16 protein-coding genes are annotated in these 17,169 nt (G+C 73.2%); 3 read left to right on the forward strand and 13 right to left on the reverse strand.

Annotated features, from left to right (window positions below):
* Positions 1-9: 9 nt before the first annotated feature.
* The 7 genes from ABEB06_RS13585 to rimP form a co-directional block, all read right to left on the reverse strand.
* Positions 10-1,107, reverse strand: coding sequence for a DHH family phosphoesterase (locus ABEB06_RS13585; protein ID WP_345697117.1), 1,098 nt, complete (start codon positions 1,105-1,107; stop codon positions 10-12).
* Positions 1,108-1,109: 2 nt separating this feature from the next.
* Positions 1,110-1,550 carry a 30S ribosome-binding factor RbfA gene (gene rbfA / locus ABEB06_RS13590; RefSeq protein ID WP_345697118.1) on the reverse strand — a complete coding sequence of 147 codons (441 nt, stop codon included), beginning with the start codon at positions 1,548-1,550 and terminating at the stop codon, positions 1,110-1,112.
* 144 nt (positions 1,551-1,694) lie between these two features.
* Positions 1,695-1,991, reverse strand: coding sequence for a DUF503 domain-containing protein (locus ABEB06_RS13595; RefSeq protein WP_345697119.1), 297 nt, complete (start codon positions 1,989-1,991; stop codon positions 1,695-1,697).
* A 121-nt stretch (positions 1,992-2,112) separates the two neighbouring features.
* Positions 2,113-5,217: a translation initiation factor IF-2 gene (gene infB, locus ABEB06_RS13600; RefSeq protein ID WP_345697120.1), complete on the reverse strand. Its 3,105-nt coding sequence runs from the start codon at positions 5,215-5,217 to the stop codon at positions 2,113-2,115.
* A 176-nt stretch (positions 5,218-5,393) separates the two neighbouring features.
* A complete protein-coding gene (locus ABEB06_RS13605) occupies positions 5,394-5,663 on the reverse strand; it encodes a YlxR family protein (RefSeq protein WP_345701835.1) in 270 nt (89 codons plus the stop codon).
* 81 nt (positions 5,664-5,744) lie between these two features.
* Positions 5,745-6,746, reverse strand: a complete 1,002-nt coding sequence (gene nusA / locus ABEB06_RS13610; protein ID WP_345697121.1) for a transcription termination factor NusA — start codon at positions 6,744-6,746, stop codon at positions 5,745-5,747.
* Positions 6,747-6,748: 2 nt separating this feature from the next.
* On the reverse strand, positions 6,749-7,294 hold the full coding sequence (rimP, locus tag ABEB06_RS13615) for a ribosome maturation factor RimP (RefSeq protein WP_345697122.1): 546 nt from the start codon (positions 7,292-7,294) through the stop codon (positions 6,749-6,751).
* Positions 7,295-7,534: 240 nt separating this feature from the next.
* Here rimP and ABEB06_RS13620 point away from each other — a divergent pair, with 240 nt between their 5' ends.
* The 3 genes from ABEB06_RS13620 to ABEB06_RS13630 all read left to right on the forward strand — a co-directional run bounded on the left by ABEB06_RS13620 (position 7,535) and on the right by ABEB06_RS13630 (position 10,245).
* On the forward strand, positions 7,535-8,599 hold the full coding sequence (locus ABEB06_RS13620) for a ferritin-like domain-containing protein (RefSeq protein ID WP_345697123.1): 1,065 nt from the start codon (positions 7,535-7,537) through the stop codon (positions 8,597-8,599).
* A 75-nt stretch (positions 8,600-8,674) separates the two neighbouring features.
* Positions 8,675-9,589: an aminoglycoside phosphotransferase family protein gene (locus ABEB06_RS13625; RefSeq protein WP_345697124.1), complete on the forward strand. Its 915-nt coding sequence runs from the start codon at positions 8,675-8,677 to the stop codon at positions 9,587-9,589.
* A gap of 110 nt (positions 9,590-9,699) precedes the next feature.
* Positions 9,700-10,245: a GNAT family N-acetyltransferase gene (locus tag ABEB06_RS13630; RefSeq protein ID WP_345697125.1), complete on the forward strand. Its 546-nt coding sequence runs from the start codon at positions 9,700-9,702 to the stop codon at positions 10,243-10,245.
* A gap of 25 nt (positions 10,246-10,270) precedes the next feature.
* Here the strand turns inward: ABEB06_RS13630 and ABEB06_RS13635 are convergent, their stop codons facing one another.
* From ABEB06_RS13635 to ABEB06_RS13660, 6 genes are all read right to left on the reverse strand, one after another.
* Entirely contained in the window at positions 10,271-11,146 is an 876-nt protein-coding gene (locus tag ABEB06_RS13635; RefSeq protein ID WP_345701836.1) for a GNAT family N-acetyltransferase, read from the reverse strand.
* Positions 11,147-11,275: 129 nt separating this feature from the next.
* Positions 11,276-12,436 carry a flavodoxin-dependent (E)-4-hydroxy-3-methylbut-2-enyl-diphosphate synthase gene (gene ispG, locus ABEB06_RS13640; protein WP_345697126.1) on the reverse strand — a complete coding sequence of 387 codons (1,161 nt, stop codon included), beginning with the start codon at positions 12,434-12,436 and terminating at the stop codon, positions 11,276-11,278.
* 138 nt (positions 12,437-12,574) lie between these two features.
* Positions 12,575-13,879: a M50 family metallopeptidase gene (locus ABEB06_RS13645; RefSeq protein WP_345697127.1), complete on the reverse strand. Its 1,305-nt coding sequence runs from the start codon at positions 13,877-13,879 to the stop codon at positions 12,575-12,577.
* Between the two features lie 32 nt (positions 13,880-13,911).
* A complete protein-coding gene (gene dxr / locus ABEB06_RS13650; protein ID WP_345697128.1) occupies positions 13,912-15,141 on the reverse strand; it encodes a 1-deoxy-D-xylulose-5-phosphate reductoisomerase in 1,230 nt (409 codons plus the stop codon).
* A 30-nt stretch (positions 15,142-15,171) separates the two neighbouring features.
* Positions 15,172-15,579 carry a hypothetical protein gene (locus ABEB06_RS13655; RefSeq protein ID WP_345697129.1) on the reverse strand — a complete coding sequence of 136 codons (408 nt, stop codon included), beginning with the start codon at positions 15,577-15,579 and terminating at the stop codon, positions 15,172-15,174.
* Between the two features lie 107 nt (positions 15,580-15,686).
* Positions 15,687-17,129 carry an aldehyde dehydrogenase family protein gene (locus ABEB06_RS13660; protein ID WP_345697130.1) on the reverse strand — a complete coding sequence of 481 codons (1,443 nt, stop codon included), beginning with the start codon at positions 17,127-17,129 and terminating at the stop codon, positions 15,687-15,689.
* Positions 17,130-17,169 lie beyond the last annotated feature (40 nt).

Genomic DNA, 17,169 nt, shown 5'->3' on the forward strand with positions numbered 1-17,169 from the left:
GATTCTTTTCTAGTCGGTGGTGTGGACGCCGAGCGCGGCCCTGAACCGGGCCAGGGTGGTGGGCACGTCCTCGCGCGAGGTGAACCCCGCCGCGTACACGTGCCCGCCGCCGCCGAGCTCGGCGCAGGCGGCGGCGACGTCGACGGCGCCCTTGGAGCGGCAGGAGCCGCGCAGGGTGCCGTCCGGATCCTGCTTGAGCACCAGGGCGACCTCCGCCTCGGCGGGGCGGCGCAGCACGTCGATCAGGCCTTCGATCTCCTCGACGGTGACGCCGAACAGCGCCAGGTCCTGGTACGGCACCCAGGTCCACACCAGGCCCTGCCCGTCGGCCTCCTCGGGCTCGTAGGCGGCCCTCTCCAGCGCGCCGGCCAGCACCTTCAGGTAGCCGAAGGACGAGGTCTCCCACAGCTGCCGGGAGATGAGGTCCTGGCGGATGCCGGTGGCCAGCAGTCGGCCGGCCAGCTCGTGGGTGGCCGGGGTGGTGGCGGCGTACCGGAAGGAACCGGTGTCGGTCGCCACGCCCGTGTAGAGGCAGGTGGCGATCGCCTGGTCGAGCGGGACGCCGAGGCGCCGCAGCAGCTCGTCCACCAGGACGGCGGTCGCCGGGGCGGCCGGGTCGATCAGGCGGACGCCGCCGAAGCCGGGGTTGGAGGCGTGGTGGTCGAAGACGACCAGGGTCCGCGCCGCGAAGGCCTTCGCGTGCAGCAGACCGAGCCGCGACTCGGCGGCGACGTCGAAGCAGAGCACCAGCTCGGGCCGGTCGGGCACCGCCGAGACGGGCACGATCAGCTCCTGGCCGGGCAGGAAGGAGAGCGATTCCGGCACGATCTGCGGGTCGTCGCCGAAGGACACCCGGACCTCGTGGCCGAGCTCGCGCAGCGCCAGACCGGCGGCCAGCGCGGAGCCGAGGGCGTCGCCGTCGGGGCAGATGTGGCAGATCAGGTCGATCTCGCGGGCGCCGGAGATGGCTGCCAGCGCCGCCTGCCAGGCCGGCTCGAAGCCGCCCGGTGACTCAGTGCGAGGGCCCGGAAGCACCGCGAGGGCGGTCTCCACCGTCGAGGTGGAGACCGCCCTCGCGGAACCGGCCCCGGCCGGCTCGCCGGCCATGGCTACTCGTCCTCGTCCGCGTCGTCGGCGGGCTGCCGGTACGGGTCCGCGTCGCCGGCGTACGTGGCGCCGGCGGCGGCCGTACGGACGGCGGCGTCGGAGATCCGCGCCTTGTCCAGCAGGTCGTCGATGTTCTTGGCGTTGTCCGGCAGGGCGTCCGCGACGAAGGTCAGCGTCGGGGTGAAGCGCACCCCGGTCTGCTTGCCGACCTCGGAGCGGAGGATGCCCTTGGCACTCTCCAGCGCGACCGCGCTGGCCTGCCGCTCGGTCTCGTCGCCGTAGACGGTGTAGAAGACGGTGGCCTCGCGCAGGTCTCCGGTGACCCGGGCGTCGGTGATGGTCACGTAGCCCAGCCGGGGGTCCTTGATGCGCCGTTGCAGGGTCTCCGCCACGACCACCTGGATCCGGTCGGCGAGCTTGCGCGCCCTTGCGGTGTCGGTCACGTTGCCTCCTCGTGCAGTGAGCGCGGTACCCGGGACATGACCTCTCCCGGTGGGGCCCATCCCCCAACGTACCCGCCCGCGCCCAGCCTTGTGGGCGCTCTCGGTCCTTGGCGGGTGTGAGAGTGGTGACTCCCGCACCCGCGCTCAGTCATCGTCGTCGTGGTGGTACCGCCTCCGTGCGGAGAGCAGCATCACCTCGGGGCGGCCGGCGACGAGCCGCTCACAGCTGTCCAGGACCTCGGTGACGTACCCGGCGTCGCCGGACACCACCGCCAGGCCGATCTCGGCCCGGCGGTGCAGGTCCTGGTTCCCGACCTCGGCAGCGCACACGCTGTACTTGCGCTGCAGTTCGGCCACGATGGGCCGCACGATCGAACGCTTCTCCTTCAGCGAGTGGACGTCGCCGAGGAGCAGGTCGAAGGTGAGTGTTCCTACGAACATGAAAGGCAGGTCTCGCCGACCTGAAGGCCTCGAAGGATTCCCAGCACTGGGACCCTAACAGCGAGACCGGGGCCGGTCGACGGGATAAACACCCCGTCGACCGGCCCCGTCGGCCACTCGCTTACGCGCGCGGCTTCTCGCGCATCTCGTAGGTCTCGATGACGTCCTCGACCTTGATGTCGTTGAACGAACCGAGCGTGACACCGGCCTCGAAGCCCTCGCGGACCTCGGTCGCGTCGTCCTTGAAGCGGCGCAGACCCTCGATGGAGAGGTTCTCCGCCACGACCTTGCCGTCGCGCAGCAGGCGGGCCTTGGCGTTGCGGCGCAGCAGGCCCTCGCGGACGATGACACCCGCGATGTTGCCGAACTTGGAGGAGCGGAAGACCTCGCGGATCTCCGCGGCGCCGAGGCGCACCTCCTCGTACTCCGGCTTGAGCAGGCCCTTGAGCGCGGCCTCGATCTCCTCGATCGCCTGGTAGATGACCGAGTAGTACCGGATGTCGACGCCCTCGCGCTCGGCCGCGGTACGGGCACGCCCCTCGGCGCGCACGTTGAAGCCGATGATGATGGCGTCCGAGCCCATCGCCAGGTCCACGTCGGACTCGGTGATGGCACCCACACCGCGGTGCAGGATCCGGAGCTCGACCTCCTCGCCCACGTCGAGCTTGACGAGGGCGTCCTCGAGGGCTTCGACGGAACCGGAGACGTCACCCTTGATGATGAGGTTGAGCTTCTCGATGGAGCCGGCGGCCAGGGCGGCCTCGAAGCCCTCCAGCGAGACGCGCACGCGGCGCTGCGCGAAGGACGCGTTGCGGTCGCGGGCGGCGCGCTTCTCGGCGATCTGGCGGGCGGTGCGGTCCTCGTCGACGACGATGAAGCTGTCGCCGGCGCGGGGCACCGAGGTCAGACCGAGCAGCAGAACCGGGCGGGACGGGCCGGCCTCGGTGAGGCTGTTGCCGTTCTCGTCCAGCATGGCGCGGACGCGGCCGTAGGCGTCGCCGACGACGACCGAGTCACCGACGCGGAGGGTACCGCGCTGCACGAGCAGCGTCGCCATGGCGCCGCGGCCCTTGTCGAGGTGGGCCTCGATCGCGATGCCCTGCGCGTCCTGCTCCGGGTTGGCCCGGAGGTCGAGCGAGGCGTCCGCGGTCAGGACCACGGCCTCCAGCAGCTCGTCGATGTGCAGGCCCTGGCGGGCGGAGATGTCGACGAACATGGTGTCGCCGCCGTACTCCTCCGCGACCAGGCCGAACTCGGTCAGCTGACCGCGGACCTTGGTCGGGTCGGCGCCCTCGACGTCGATCTTGTTGACCGCGACCACGATCGGCACACCGGCGGCCTTGGCGTGGTTCAGCGCCTCGATCGTCTGCGGCATGACACCGTCGTTGGCCGCGACCACCAGGATCGCGATGTCGGTGGACTTAGCACCACGGGCACGCATGGCGGAGAACGCCTCGTGACCCGGGGTGTCGAGGAAGGTGATCGGACGCTCTTCGCCGTTCACCTGCGCCGTGACCTGGTAGGCACCGATGTGCTGGGTGATGCCGCCGGCCTCGCCGGCCACCACGTTGGTCTTGCGGATGGCGTCCAGCAGGCGGGTCTTACCGTGGTCGACGTGACCCATGACGGTGACGACCGGCGGGCGGGCCACCAGCATGTCCTCGTCGCCCTCGTCGGCACCGAAGTCGATGTCGAACGACTCGAGCAGCTCGCGGTCCTCGTCGTCCCGGCTGACGATCTCCAGGACGAAGCCCATCTCGCCGGCCAGCAGCTCGAGGGTCGCGTCGGAGACCGACTGGGTCGCGGTGACCATCTCACCGAGGTTGAACATCACCGAGACGAGCGCCGCCGGGTTGGCGTTGATCTTCTCCGCGAAGTCCGTCAGCGAGGCACCACGCGACAGGCGGACCGTCTGGCCGTTGCCGCGGGGCAGCATCACGCCGCCGACGGACGGGGCCTGCATGGCCTCGTACTCCTGGCGCTTCGCCCGCTTCGACTTGCGACCGCGGGCCGGACGGCCACCGGGGCCGCGGCCGAAGGCGCCCTGCGTGCCACCACGGGCACCCGGGCCACCGGGACGACCGCCGAAGCCACCGGGACGGGCACCGCCGCCGCCGAAGCCACCGCCGCCACCGGCACCCGCGCCACCCGGACGCGGGCCGCCGAAGCCGCCACCGGCCGGACGCGAGCCCGGACCGGCCGGACGGCCCTGGAAGCCGGGACGGCCGCCGCCGCCGGGCGCACCCGGACGGGCGCCGGGACCACCCGGACGCGCACCCGCACCCGGACCCGGACGCGGGCCCGGACGCTGCGGCATCATGCCGGGGTTCGGACGCGGCATGCCGGACGGGCTCGGGCCGCCGGGACGCGGGCCGGCCGGACGGGGCAGCCCGTCGGGACGCGGCGCGCCGGCGCCGGGGGCACCGGCCGGACGCGGACGGTCGCCACCCGGACGGGGAGCGCCACCGGGACGCGGGCCGTCGGGACGCGGCGCACCGGCACCCGGACGCGGAGCGCCACCGGGACGCGGGCCGCGCTCGCCACCGGCACCGGGGGCACCGGCCGGACGCGGGCGGTCGCCGCCCGGACGCGGGCCGCGCTCACCGGCGCCGGGGGCACCCGCACCCGGACGCGGAGCGCCGGGACGGGCCATGCCGGAGGCACCGCTGGAGGTGAAGGGGTTGTTGCCCGGACGGGGGCCGGCCGGACGCGGGCCCGGACGGGCCGCGGGGTTCGCCGGAGCCGGACGCGGAGCGGCCGGACGGGCGGGGGCCTCGCCGGCCGGGGCCGGGGAGGAGAACTCGGCAGCGGGCGCCGCGGGGGCGGCCGGCGCGGCCGGGCGGGCAGCCGGGCGCGGACCGGGGGTCGGCGCGCCGGGCTTGGAGGCAGCGGGCGCCGCGGGGGCGGCCGGCGCTGCCGGGGTGGTGGGACGGGGGCCCGGCGTCACGGTCGGACGCGGGCCGGGGGTGGGCGCGCCCGGCTTGGGCGCGGTGCCGCCGGAGGCGGCGGGGGTGGGCGCCGCGGGCTTCCGCGGGCCAGGCTTGGCGGACGCGCCACCGGACGGCGGCGTCGCTCCCAAAGCGTCAGTCAACTTGCGAACGACCGGTGCCTCAATCGTCGAGGACGCCGACCGCACGAACTCACCGAGCTCGGTCAGCTTGGCCATGACGGCCTTGCTCTCCAAGCCAAGCTCCTTGGCGAGTTCATATACCCGGACCTTAGCCACTTCGCTCCTGTCTATCCGTCCGGGGGTAATCGTCCGCCGGACTGTCGCTACTTCATGGGCGTACTCATCGCGTACTCATCGAGTGCTCATCGCAATCTCGACCTACTTCCATCTCGCGAGGTACCTGACGACGCACGGCGTGCCGATGCCGTGCGCTGGTGCGTGCTGCGGTGCGTTCACCCCTCGACGTGGGCCCGCAGCACCGTGGTGTCGAGCGCCCCCTGGAGCCGGAAGGCCCTGGGGAACGCCCGGCGGCGTACCGCGAGATCGAGGCAGCTCGGGTCGGGGTGCAGATGTGCGCCCCGGCCCGGCAGTGTGCCGCGGGGGTCTGGGACGCAAGCGCCCTCGACCGCCACGACACGCAACAGCTCGTGCTTGGCCGCGCGCTTGCGGCAGCCCACGCAGGTGCGTTCCGGGCATGCTCGGACATGCGTCCGGCCAGACACGTTCAAGTCTACCCCTCCGAAGGGACCTGCCGCCGCCCGGTTGATCGGCTCATGATCGCCGGAGGACAGCTACAACGCTTTTCAGTGGGACTGCGATTCCCCGCCGGGCAGCTCGGTGTCCGGACGGATGTCGATCCGCCACCCGGTCAGACGCGCGGCCAGGCGGGCGTTCTGGCCCTCCTTGCCGATCGCCAGCGAGAGCTGGTAGTCGGGGACGATCACCCGCGCGGAGCGCTGGGCGTAGTCCACGATCTCCACCTTGGTCACCCGCGCGGGGGACAGCGCGGCGGCCACCATGTCGGCCGCGTCCTCCGACCAGTCGACGATGTCGATCTTCTCGCCGTGCAGCTCGGCCATCACGTTGCGCACCCGCATGCCGTTCGGGCCGATGCAGGCGCCCTTGGCGTTCAGACCGGGCTTGCGCGACCAGACCGCGATCTTGGTGCGGTGGCCGGCCTCGCGGGCGATCGAGGCGATCTCCACCGAGCCGTCCGCGATCTCCGGCACCTCCAGCGCGAACAGGCGCTTCACCAGGTTCGGGTGGGTGCGCGAGAGGGTGACCGACGGGCCGCGCACGCCCCGGCGGACGCCCACCACGTAGCACTTCATCCGGGTGCCGTGCTTGTACTCCTCGCCGGGGACCTGCTCCTGCGGGGGCAGGATGGCCTCCAGCTTGCCGATGTCGACCAGGACGTTCTTCGGGTCGTTGCCCTGCTGGACGACACCGGTGACGATGTCGCCCTCCTTGCCGGCGTACTCGCCGAAGGTCTGGTCGTCGGCGGCGTCGCGCAGGCGCTGCAGGATCACCTGCTTGGCGGTGGACGCGGCGATCCGGCCGAAGCCGCTCGGGGTGTCGTCGAACTCCTTCGGCTCGACGCCCTCCTCCAGCTCCGACGCGTCCTCCAGCGCCCACACCGTGACGTGGCCGCTCTTGCGGTTCAGCTCGACCCGGGCGCGGCGCCGCGAGCCCTCGGTGCGGTGGTACGCGATGAGGAGCGCCGACTCGATCGACTCGACCAGCAGGTCGAACGGAACGCCCTTCTCGGTGACCATCCCACGCAGGGCCGTCATGTCGATGTCCACGGTTACGCCTCCTCTTCCTCTACGTCCGTGTCCTCGGTGAAGTCAGCAGCCTCGTCGAGCAACGCGTCGTCCTTGCGGTTGAACTCGACCTGCACCCGGGCCTTGGCGACCTCGGCGAACTCCAGCCGGCGCTCCTTGGGGCGACCGGCGCCCTTCACCGGCTGCACCTCGACCAGGGCACCGTCCTCGTCGCTCTCCAGGATCCGCGCGGTGATCTCCTTGCCGTCCGCCAGCTTGACCGCGGCGAGGCGGCCGGTGGCGCGGCGCCAGTGGCGCGGCTCGGTGAGCGGGCGCTCGGCACCCGGGGAACCGACCTCCAGCAGGTACGCGGCACTGCCCATCAGGTCGGACTCGTCCAGGGCCTGCCCGACCGCGCGGGAGAACTCGGCGATGGTGTCGAGGTCGACGCCGCCGTCGGCGTCCACGTCGACCTGCACCTGGCGACGGTTGCCGGCCTGGGTGACCTTGACCTCTTCCAGGTCCAACCCGGCCTCGGCGGCGAGCGGCTCCAACAACGCGCGCAGCCGGTCGGTGGGGGTGGTGCTCATCCGGGTGACTCCTCGGCCGCGTCTGCTGTTGTCGAAGGTGCTAACTCACGGCGAAGCCTAACGGGTCCGACCCCGAACCGCCGATTCCGACCTGACGGGGCCCCCGGTCGGCGTACCCCGCTGCGAGCAAGGTCACAGCGGGCGGATAGCCTCCGTAGTCGCTCCGGAACCGTGAGGGTCCGGTCATGATTCATCACAACGGGGACACAGGGTCCCCACGAGACTCCGGGAGCGCGTCCCATGCTGTCCCCCACCCGGCGGAGCTTCCTGGCCCTCGGGGCGATCGGCGGCCTGTCCCTGCTGTGCGGCTGCACCGACGAGGGCGACAGGGACCGCAAGCAGGCCGAGGACGCCGACCGCGCGGTGCGGATCCGGGCCGTCGCGGCCACCGACGCGCTGCTGGCCTCCTACGACGCGGTGATCGCCGGACCGGGCGCCGGGCAGGCGGACACCCTGCAGGACCTGCGCGAGGACGTCTCCCAGCACCGGGCCGCCCTCGCCCAGGGCCTGCCCGCCGCCACCGGTTCCCCCGAGCCCTCCGGCAGCGGTGCCCCGGCCGCCTCGGTCGCCGCGCTGGCCGCCGCCGAGCGGCAGACCGCCGCCGCCCGGCTGGCCGACCTCGACGGCGCCTCCCCCGAGCTGGCCAGGCTGCTCGCCTCGGTCTCCGCCTCCAACGCCGCGCACGCCGCCGCGCTCGGCGACACCGGCCAGGTCGCCCCCGCGCCCGCGGCCTCCGGCTCCCCCCCGCCGTCCGCCGCCGCGTCCGGACCGGCCTCCGCCACCGGCTCCGCGAACACCTCCGCCAAGCCCAGCCCGTACCCGTCACCGCAGGCCACCGCACTGCAGTCGGCGCTGGCCGCCGAGCACGCCGCGGTCTACGGCTACGGCGTGGTCGGCGCGCTGCTGCCGGTCGGCCCGCAGCGCGAGGACGGCCGCGCCTCGTACGCCGCGCACCAGGCCCGCCGGGACGGCTGGCAGCGGCTGCTCGCGAACGGCGGGGTCTCCCCCACCGCCGCGGCGCCCGGCTACCGGCTGCCGTTCGCGGTCAAGGACGCGGCCGACGCCAAGCAGCTCGCCGCGTACATCGAGACCCAGCTGACCGGCGCCTACGTGGAGTTGACCGGCGCCTCGACCGGGGCGCTGCGGGCCGAGGGCGCCGCCGCACTGCGGGAGACCGCGCTGCGCGCCGTGCACTGGGGCGCCGAACTGCCGGCGCTGCCCGGCATGCCGTCCGCCGACGGCGCGGCGGGCGGCGCGCCGAGCAACCCGTCGGACGGCACGGGGAGCGCCTCGCCGAGCGCCTGACCGACGGCCGCGCCCCGATGGCCGACAATGAGCGGGCAGCCACCCCCCAGGGGACGGACCGAGCGAGAGGCCAGCATGCCGGCACAACCTGGGCAGATCACCATCCCCGAACGGCTGGCCGGGACGGTCCGGGCCGAGCAGGGCGAGGCGGCGCCGGCCCTGCTGGCGGAGCTGCCCGGCCGGTTCGCCGAGCACCTCGGCCGCTGGGGCCTGGTCCTGGAGCGGATCGCCGAACCCGGCGGCCGCTCCAGCCTGATCGGCTACGTACACCGCGAGGACGATCTGGCGCCCGCCGTGCTCAAGGCCACGCCGGCCGGCTCCGACCAGGAGCACGCCGCGCTGCGGCAGTGGGCCGGCCGGGGCGCCGTCCTGCTGCTGGACGCCGACCCCGCCGCCGGGATCCTGCTGCTGGAGCGGCTGCACGGTGACATCCCGCTGCGCTCCCTGGCCGAGGCCAAGGCCATGCTGGAAGCCGCCGGGCTGCTCCAGCGGCTCTGGGTGGAGCCCGGCGCGAGCCACCCGTTCACACCGCTCGCCGACCGGGTCGCCGAACGCGCGGAACTGCTGCGCGCCCGCCGCGACCTGGCCCCGGAGGCCGCGCCGCTGATCGACGAGGCGCTGGAGACCGCCGGGGCACTGCTCGCCGGCGCGACCGAGCAGCACCTGCTGCACGGCGACTTCCACCACGGCAAGGTCCTGGCCGCCGACCGCTCCCCCTGGCTGGCCGTCAGTCCCCGTCCGCTGGTGGGCGAGCGCGCCTACGACCTGGCCCGGCTGGTCCGGGACCGGCTGGACACCCTGGCCGGCTCCCCCGGCCCGCGCGGCGCCACCCGCCGCCGGATCACCCAGCTCGCCGACGCGGTCGACCTCGACCCGGACCGGGTCCGCGGCTGGGCGCTGTTCCGCGGCGCCGACGCGGGCCTGGCCGCCCTCGCCGCGGGCGACCGCGCCACCGCCGAGCTCTGCCTGGAGTTCACCGGCTGGCTGTGAGCGGCGGTCCGCCCGGTTCTCCGCCCCCACGGCGGTCGTTCGTGGTCGTGCGGGACGGGTACCGCGAGAGTGATCGTCTCCGGGGGCGGCGGAGTAGTAACGTCCCGGTCATGGAGCAGCTCACCGAGGTGACGATCGAATCCATCGACCTGGCGGCCTGGGCGCCGGCCGTGCTGGAGGTGCAGGCGGTCGCCTTCGGGCTGCTGCCGGACGAGGTGGCGGTGCGGCTGCCGATCGTGGGCCGGCACGCGCTCCAGCCGGGCGTGATCGCGCTGGGCGCGATGGCCGACGGCAGGCTGGTGGGCTTCGGCTACGGCATGCCCAACCGGCGCGAGCACTGGTGGAGCACGGTGATCGAGCCGTACCTGGCCGCCCAGGGCAACGACCACTGGCTGGACGAGGTCTTCGCCGTCACCGAGCTGCACGTGCTGCCCGAGTACCAGGGCCGCGGGGTGGGCAGTTCGCTGATCCGCACGCTGTGCGAGCGCTCCGGCAAGCCCCGCTCGATCCTGTCCGCGATCGACGCGGAGACCCCGGCCCGGCGGCTCTACCGGGCGCTCGGCTACCAGGACCTGGCCCGCGCCGTCCGCTTCCCCAACACGCTGCGCCCGTACGCGGTGATGGGCGCCACGCTGCCGCTGCGCGCCCCGCACTGATCCCGCACGCCGGATCGGACCCGGGTCAGAACAGCACGCTCATGAAGGCGCCGACCTCGCGGAAGCCGACCCGGCGGTACGCGGCGCGGGCCCGCACGTTGTAGTCGTTGACGTACAGCGACACCACGGGGGCGACCTCGGCCAGCGCGGTCGCCAGCACGGCGGCCATCCCGGTCTCGGAGTGGCCGAGGCCGCGGTGCTCGGGAGCCACCCAGACGCCCTGGATCTGGCAGGCCCCGGCGGTGACCGCGCCGATCTCGGCCTTGAAGACCACCCGGCCGTCCTCGTCGAAGCGGGCGAAGGAGCGGCCGCTGGAGACCAGCTCGGCGACCCGGGCCTGGTAGAGCAGGCCGCCGTCGCCGGCCAGCGGGGAGACCCCGACCTCCTCGGTGAACATCGCCACGCAGGCCGGCATCAGGGCCTCGATCTCGTGCCGCCGCACCCGGCGCACCAGCGGGTCGGGCGCGATCTCGGCGGAGGGCCGGTCGGTGGCCATCAGCGGCTGGTGGGCGCGGACCTCGCGGGCCGGGCCCCAGCTGCGCTCCAGCAGCGCCCACAGGGCCGCGGTGGCCCCGGCCGGGCCGACGATCGAGGAGCAGCGGCGGCCCTGCCGGCGGGCCCGCTCGGCGAAGGCCCGGACGGCCTCCGGTCCGGCGTTGACCGGGACCAGGTTGGCGCCCGCGTAGCAGAGCGACTCCAGGCGCCCGTCCTGGTCGTGCCAGCCCCACATCTCACCGCCGAGCCGCCAGGGATCGAGGCCGACGGCCTCCACCCGGGTGGCCACGAAGGCGTTGGCGACCGGGTCGCGGTGGAGGATCTCCAGCGCGTCGTCGAGATCCGGGGCGTCCAGGATCCGGGTCGCGGACAGGGCCCGGGCTACCTGGAAGGGGCCGGGGAGCATCACACCTCGGTCGAGCACGGGCGTACCTCTCTGGGTTACTCCTGCCGCAGGACCCTACTCCCCATTCGGCTGCTGGCAAGACTGCGGGGCCGTCCGTGGACGGACGGCCCCGCCCGACGACTCAGCCGGTCACTCGGCGGCGACCACGACCGGGGCGCCGGACTCGACGCCCTCCTCCTGCATCTGCTCGGCCAGCTTCAGGGCCTCCTCGATCAGGGTCTCGACGATCTTCGACTCGGGCACGGTCTTGATCACCTCGCCCTTGACGAAGATCTGGCCCTTGCCGTTGCCGGAGGCGACGCCGAGGTCGGCCTCGCGGGCCTCGCCCGGGCCGTTGACGACGCAGCCCATGACGGCGACCCGCAGCGGCACCTCCATGCCCTCCAGGCCGGCGGTGACCTCCTCGGCGAGCTTGTAGACGTCGACCTGGGCGCGGCCGCAGGACGGGCAGGAGACGATTTCCAGGCCGCGCTGGCGCAGGCCGAGCGACTCCAGGATCTGGTTGCCGACCTTGATCTCCTCCGCCGGCGGCGCGGAGAGCGAGACCCGGATGGTGTCGCCGATGCCCTCGGCCAGCAGCGCGCCGAAGGCGACCGCGGACTTGATGGTGCCCTGGAAGGCCGGACCGGCCTCGGTGACGCCCAGGTGCAGCGGGTAGTCGCAGGCGGCGGCCAGCTGGCGGTAGGCGTTGATCATCACGACCGGGTCGTTGTGCTTGACCGAGATCTTGATGTCGCGGAAGTCGTGCTCCTCGAACAGCGAGCACTCCCACAGCGCGGACTCCACCAGCGCCTCGGGGGTGGCCCGGCCGTACTTCTCCAGCAGGCGCTTGTCGAGCGAGCCGGCGTTGACGCCGATCCGGATCGGGACGCCCGCGTCCTTGGCCGCCTTGGCGATCTCGCCGACCTTGTCGTCGAACTGCTTGATGTTGCCCGGGTTGACCCGGACCGCGGCGCAGCCGGCGTCGATCGCGGCGAAGACGTACTTCGGCTGGAAGTGGATGTCGGCGATCACCGGGATCTGCGACTTCTTCGCGATGATCGGCAGCGCGTCGGCGTCGTCCTGCGAGGGCACCGCGACCCGGACGATCTGGCAGCCGGAGGCGGTCAGCTCCGCGATCTGCTGGAGGGTGGCGTTGACGTCGGAGGTCAGCGTGGTGGTCATCGACTGCACCGAGACCGGGGCGTCTCCGCCGACCGGGACGTTGCCGACCATGATCTGACGCGAGTAGCGGCGCTTGGCGAGCGGCTTGAGCGGCAGGGACGGAATACCGAGCGAGATCGCGGACATGTGCGCAGGGTTCCCCTGAGTGAGGTCGGTGAGCCGGCCGGGTGCTCTGGCCGGGCCGGGTGCGCCGTGGAAGGCGCACCCGGCCCAACGGTACGCCACGCCCGGGCCCCCGGGCACATTCGGCCGGGCCGGGCGGCGTCAGTTGATGCGCACCGGGTTGACGATGTCGGCGGCCATCACCAGGGCGGTGAAGCAGATGAAGACCGCCGCCACCACGTACGCCAGCGGCATCAGCCGGGCCACGTCGAACGGGCCCGGGTCCGGACGCCGCAGCACGCGGGCGGTGTGCCGGCGGATCGACTCCCACAGCGCGCCGGCGATGTGGCCGCCGTCCAGCGGGAGCAGCGGCAGCATGTTGAACAGGAACAGCGCCAGGTTGATGTACGCCAGGACGTTGACGAACATGCTCAGCTGCTGGGTGGCGGGGAGGTCCATGGCGAAGATCTCGCCGCTGATCCGGGCCGCGCCGACCATGCCGATCGGGGAGTCGTCGGCGCGCGGGGCATCGCCCACCGTGGCGTTCCACAGGCCGGGGACCTTGCCGGGCAGGTCGACCAGCGAGGAGACGCCGTGCTCGGCCATGGTGACCATCTCCTCGGCGCTCTCGCCGACGCCCATGTGGTGCACCGCGACCGCGGGGGTGAAGCCGAGGAAACCCGCCTCCACGGTCCGGCCCTTGATCGGGCGGCCGTCCCGGTCGACGGCGGCGAGGGTGTTGACCGCGATGGTCGGGGTCAGGGTCACCTGCTGCCCGTTGCGCTCGACCACCACCGGCACGGTCTTCCCGGCCGACTCGCGGATCAGGGCCTGCAGCGCGCGGTAGTCGCCCACCGGGTGGCCGTCGAAGCTGACGAACCGGTCGCCGTTCTGCAGGTCGGCGGCGGCCGCCGGGGACTTCGGGGCGCCCGCCGGGCAGTTGTCGACCGGCTCGCCCGCCTTCACCACGCACGCGCTGACCGAGGAGACCACCGGCACCTGCTGCTGCACGCCGATGCCCATGAACAGCCCGAAGAACAGCACCACCGAGAGGATCAGGTTCATGAACGGGCCGGCGAACATCACGATGACGCGCTTCCACGGCTTCCGGGTGTAGAACATCCGGTCCTCGTCGCCGGGCCTGATCTCCTCGTAGGACGCCTCCCGGGCGTCCTCGATCATCTGCCGCCAGGGCGAGCTGGAGCGCTGCGTGATCCGGCCGTCCGCGCCGGGCGGGAACATCCCGATCATCCGGATGTAGCCGCCGAGCGGGATCATCTTCAGCCCGTACTCGGTCTCGCCCTTCCTGCGCGACCAGACGGTCCGGCCGAAGCCGACCATGTACTGCGGGACGCGGATGCCGAACATCTTGGCGGTGGAGAGGTGGCCGAGCTCGTGCCAGGCGATCGAGAACAGCAGCCCGACCACGAAGATCAGGATGCCCAGCACCGTCATCAGCACGTCCACGCGCCCTCCACCGTCCCTCGGTCCCTGTGGTCCTAGCCCGCCGCCAGCTCCCGGGCCCGTGCCCGGGCCCAGTCCTCCGCGTGGAGCACGTCCTCGACCGTGAGCGTGGTTCCCGCGGCGGGGGCGCCGTGTTCGGCGACCACCTTCGCCACAGTGTCCACGATCCCGGTGAAAGCGAGCCTGCCTTCGAGGAAGGCGGCCACGCACTCCTCGTTGGCGGCGTTGAAGACGGCCGGAGCCGTCCCGCCGAGCGTACCCACCTCGCGAGCCAGTTCGACCGCCGGGAAGGCCTCGTTGTCGAGCGGGAAGAACTCCCAGGTCGCGGCCTTGGTCCAGTCGCAGGCCGGGGCGGAGTCGGCGACCCGGTCCGGCCAGCCGATGCCGAGCGAGATCGGCATCCGCATGTCCGGCGGGCTGGCCTGGGCCAGCGTGGAGCCGTCCGTGAACTCCACCATCGAGTGCACGACCGACTGCGGATGGACCACGACCTCGATCCGGTCGAACGGCACGTCGTACAGCAGGTGCGCCTCGATCACCTCCAGGCCCTTGTTGACCAGGGTGGCCGAGTTGATCGTGATGACCGGGCCCATCGCCCAGGTCGGGTGGGCCAGCGCGTCCTGCGGGGTGACCTTGGCCAGCTCCTCGCGGCTGCGGCCGCGAAACGGGCCGCCGCTGGCGGTGACCACCAGCTTGCGGACCTCGGCCCGGCTGCCGCCGGCCAGCGCCTGGAAGATCGCGGTGTGCTCGGAGTCCACCGGGACGATCTGCCCCGGCGCGGCCAGCGCCTTCACCAGCGGGCCGCCGACGATCAGCGACTCCTTGTTGGCCAGCACCAGGACCCGGCCGGCCTCCAGCGCCGCCAGGGTCGGGCGCAGGCCGATCGAGCCGGTGATGCCGTTGAGCACCGAGTGGCACTCCAGCGCGGCGACCTCGGTGGCGGCGTCCGGACCGGCGAGGATCCGCGGCAGCGCGCCGCCCCGGGCCCTGGCCTCCAACGCCGCGCGCAGCGCCGGCACGGCGGCCTCGTCGGCGACCGCGACCGTGTGCACGCCGAGTGCGACGGCCTGCTCGGCGAGCAGCTCGACCCGCCCGCCCGCGGCGGACAGGGCGACCACGGCGAAGCGGTCCGGGTTGCGCAGCACCACGTCGATCGCCTGGGTGCCGATCGAGCCGGTCGAACCGAGGACGACCAGTTCGCGCGGGCCCTCGGGGTCGCGGACGGTCGGGGTGAAGCGCAGCTGCGGGTGGGCGAGCGAGTTCATGCCCCCATTGTGTCGTGCCCTGCGGGGCGGCTACTTCCAGGCCCAGAGCTTTCCGTGCGCCTTCCCGTCCGCGCCGACCTCGAACTCGAACACTCCCGCGACACCGCGCAGGTCCGCGAACTCGGGCGAGTCGCTCTCGTACACGATCGCGCCGCGGAAGCTGGTCCCGCCGCTGTCGGTGGACGTCCCGACGCCGTGGCCCCGCCAGGTGGCGTGCGCGCCGCTCGGGCTCATCAGCACGCCCTGGGCGTCGCCCTTCAGGGTGCCGTCCGCCCGCATCCGCGCGGAGTAGCTGCCGAGGTCGTTGACCGTGACGCCGAGCAGCGTGCCGCTGCCCGTGAACGAGGTCTCCACCGTCGGCGACAGGCCGTGGTCCCCCGGGACCACCCGCTGACCGGTGACCTGTCCCCGTTCCTCTGCGATGAGGTCGCCCAGCATGACGGACCTCCCTTCCTCTGTCTCCGGACTACGCCCGGGCCGGGAAGGTGTCGATCCACGGCGATGCCCCGCCACCGGAAGCCGGTGACGGGGCGTCAACAGGTGGCTCAGAGGTCCAGGCCGGTGAGCACCAGGACCTTCTCGAAGGTGAAGTCGTCCATCGCGTACTTCACGCCCTCGCGGCCCACACCGGAGTCCTTCACGCCGCCGTACGGCATCTGGTCGGCGCGGTACGACGGGGCGTCGCCGATCACCACGCCGCCGACCTCCAGCTCGCGGTGGGCGCGGAAGGCGACCTGCACGTCGTGCGTGAACACGCCGGCCTGCAGGCCGAAGGCCGAGTTGTTGACCTCGGCGAAGGCCTCGTCGGTGGAGGCCACCCTGTGCAGCGACAGCACCGGGCCGAACACCTCGGCGGTGGCCAGGATCGCGTCGGAGGGCAGGTCGGCGAGGACCGTCGGCTCGTACGCGGCGCCGTCGCGCTTGCCGCCGGTGAGCACCACGGCGCCCTTGGCGACCGCGTCCTCCACCCAGGCCTCGACGCGCTTGGCGGCGTTCTCGTCCACCAGCGGGCCGACGTCGGTGGCGTCGTCGGACGGGTCACCGGTGACCTGCGCCTGCACCTTGGCGACCACCTTCTCCACCAGCGCGTCGTACACGCTCGCGTCGGCGATCACCCGCTGCACCGAGATGCAGGACTGGCCGGCCTGGTAGTTGGCGAAGGTGGCGATCCGGGTGGCCGCCCACTCCAGGTCCGCCTCGGAGCTCCAGTCGGCGAGCACCACGGCCGCGGCGTTGCCGCCGAGCTCCAGGGTGACGTGCTTGCGCGGCACCGAGTCCATGATCTGGTAGCCGACCTTGTCCGAACCGGTGAAGGAGATCACCGGCAGGCGCTCGTCCTGCACCAGGGCCGGCATCTTCTCGTTCTCGACCGGCAGCACGCTCCAGGAGCCGGCCGGCAGGTCCGTCTCGGCCAGGATCTCGCCCAGGACCAGGGCGGACACCGGGGTGGCCGGGGCGGGCTTGAGGATGATCGGGGCGCCGACCGCGATCGCCGGGGCGACCTTGTGGGCGACCAGGTTCAGCGGGAAGTTGAACGGCGCGATGCCCAGCACCACACCGCGCGGGAAGCGGCGCACCACCGCGAAGCGGCCCGTGCCGCCCGGGTCGGTGTCCAGGCGCATGGTCTCGCCGTTGGTCCGCCGGGCCTCCTCGGCCGCCCAGCGGAACACCGAGACGGCCCGGCCGACCTCGCCGCGGGCCCACTTGATCGGCTTGCCGTTCTCGGCGGTGATCAGGCGGGCGATCTCCTCGGTGCGCTCGGCCAGCCGCTTGGAGACGTGGTCCAGGGCGGCGGCACGCACGTGCGCGGGGGTCGCGGCGAACACCGGCACCGCGGCGGCGGCGGCCGCGACGGCCTCCTCCACCTGCGCGTCGGTCGGCACGCTGACCCTGGCCACCAGGCTGCCGTCGTGCGGGTGGCGGACCTCGAACTCCGCGTCGCCGCTCGCCCGACGGCCGGCCAGCCAGAACTCATGGGTGGTGGTCACGGTCGCACCGGCCCTTCCCTCGTCGTGTGTGGGTTACCCC

It is taken from the genome of Kitasatospora terrestris (genome assembly GCF_039542905.1).
In the GTDB taxonomy this organism is placed as follows: domain Bacteria; phylum Actinomycetota; class Actinomycetes; order Streptomycetales; family Streptomycetaceae; genus Kitasatospora; species Kitasatospora terrestris.

Coding starts and splice junctions, on each gene's coding strand:
- ABEB06_RS13585 (WP_345697117.1), bottom strand. CDS start 1,107: ATGGCCGGCGAGCCGGCCGGGGCCGGTTCCGCGAGGGCGGTCTCCACC.
- ABEB06_RS13595 (WP_345697119.1), bottom strand. CDS start 1,991: ATGTTCGTAGGAACACTCACCTTCGACCTGCTCCTCGGCGACGTCCAC.
- rimP (WP_345697122.1), bottom strand. CDS start 7,294: ATGAGCACCACCCCCACCGACCGGCTGCGCGCGTTGTTGGAGCCGCTC.
- ABEB06_RS13620 (WP_345697123.1), top strand. CDS start 7,535: ATGCTGTCCCCCACCCGGCGGAGCTTCCTGGCCCTCGGGGCGATCGGC.
- ABEB06_RS13625 (WP_345697124.1), top strand. CDS start 8,675: ATGCCGGCACAACCTGGGCAGATCACCATCCCCGAACGGCTGGCCGGG.
- ABEB06_RS13630 (WP_345697125.1), top strand. CDS start 9,700: ATGGAGCAGCTCACCGAGGTGACGATCGAATCCATCGACCTGGCGGCC.
- ABEB06_RS13635 (WP_345701836.1), bottom strand. CDS start 11,146: ATGCTCCCCGGCCCCTTCCAGGTAGCCCGGGCCCTGTCCGCGACCCGG.
- ispG (WP_345697126.1), bottom strand. CDS start 12,436: ATGTCCGCGATCTCGCTCGGTATTCCGTCCCTGCCGCTCAAGCCGCTC.
- dxr (WP_345697128.1), bottom strand. CDS start 15,141: ATGAACTCGCTCGCCCACCCGCAGCTGCGCTTCACCCCGACCGTCCGC.
- ABEB06_RS13655 (WP_345697129.1), bottom strand. CDS start 15,579: ATGCTGGGCGACCTCATCGCAGAGGAACGGGGACAGGTCACCGGTCAG.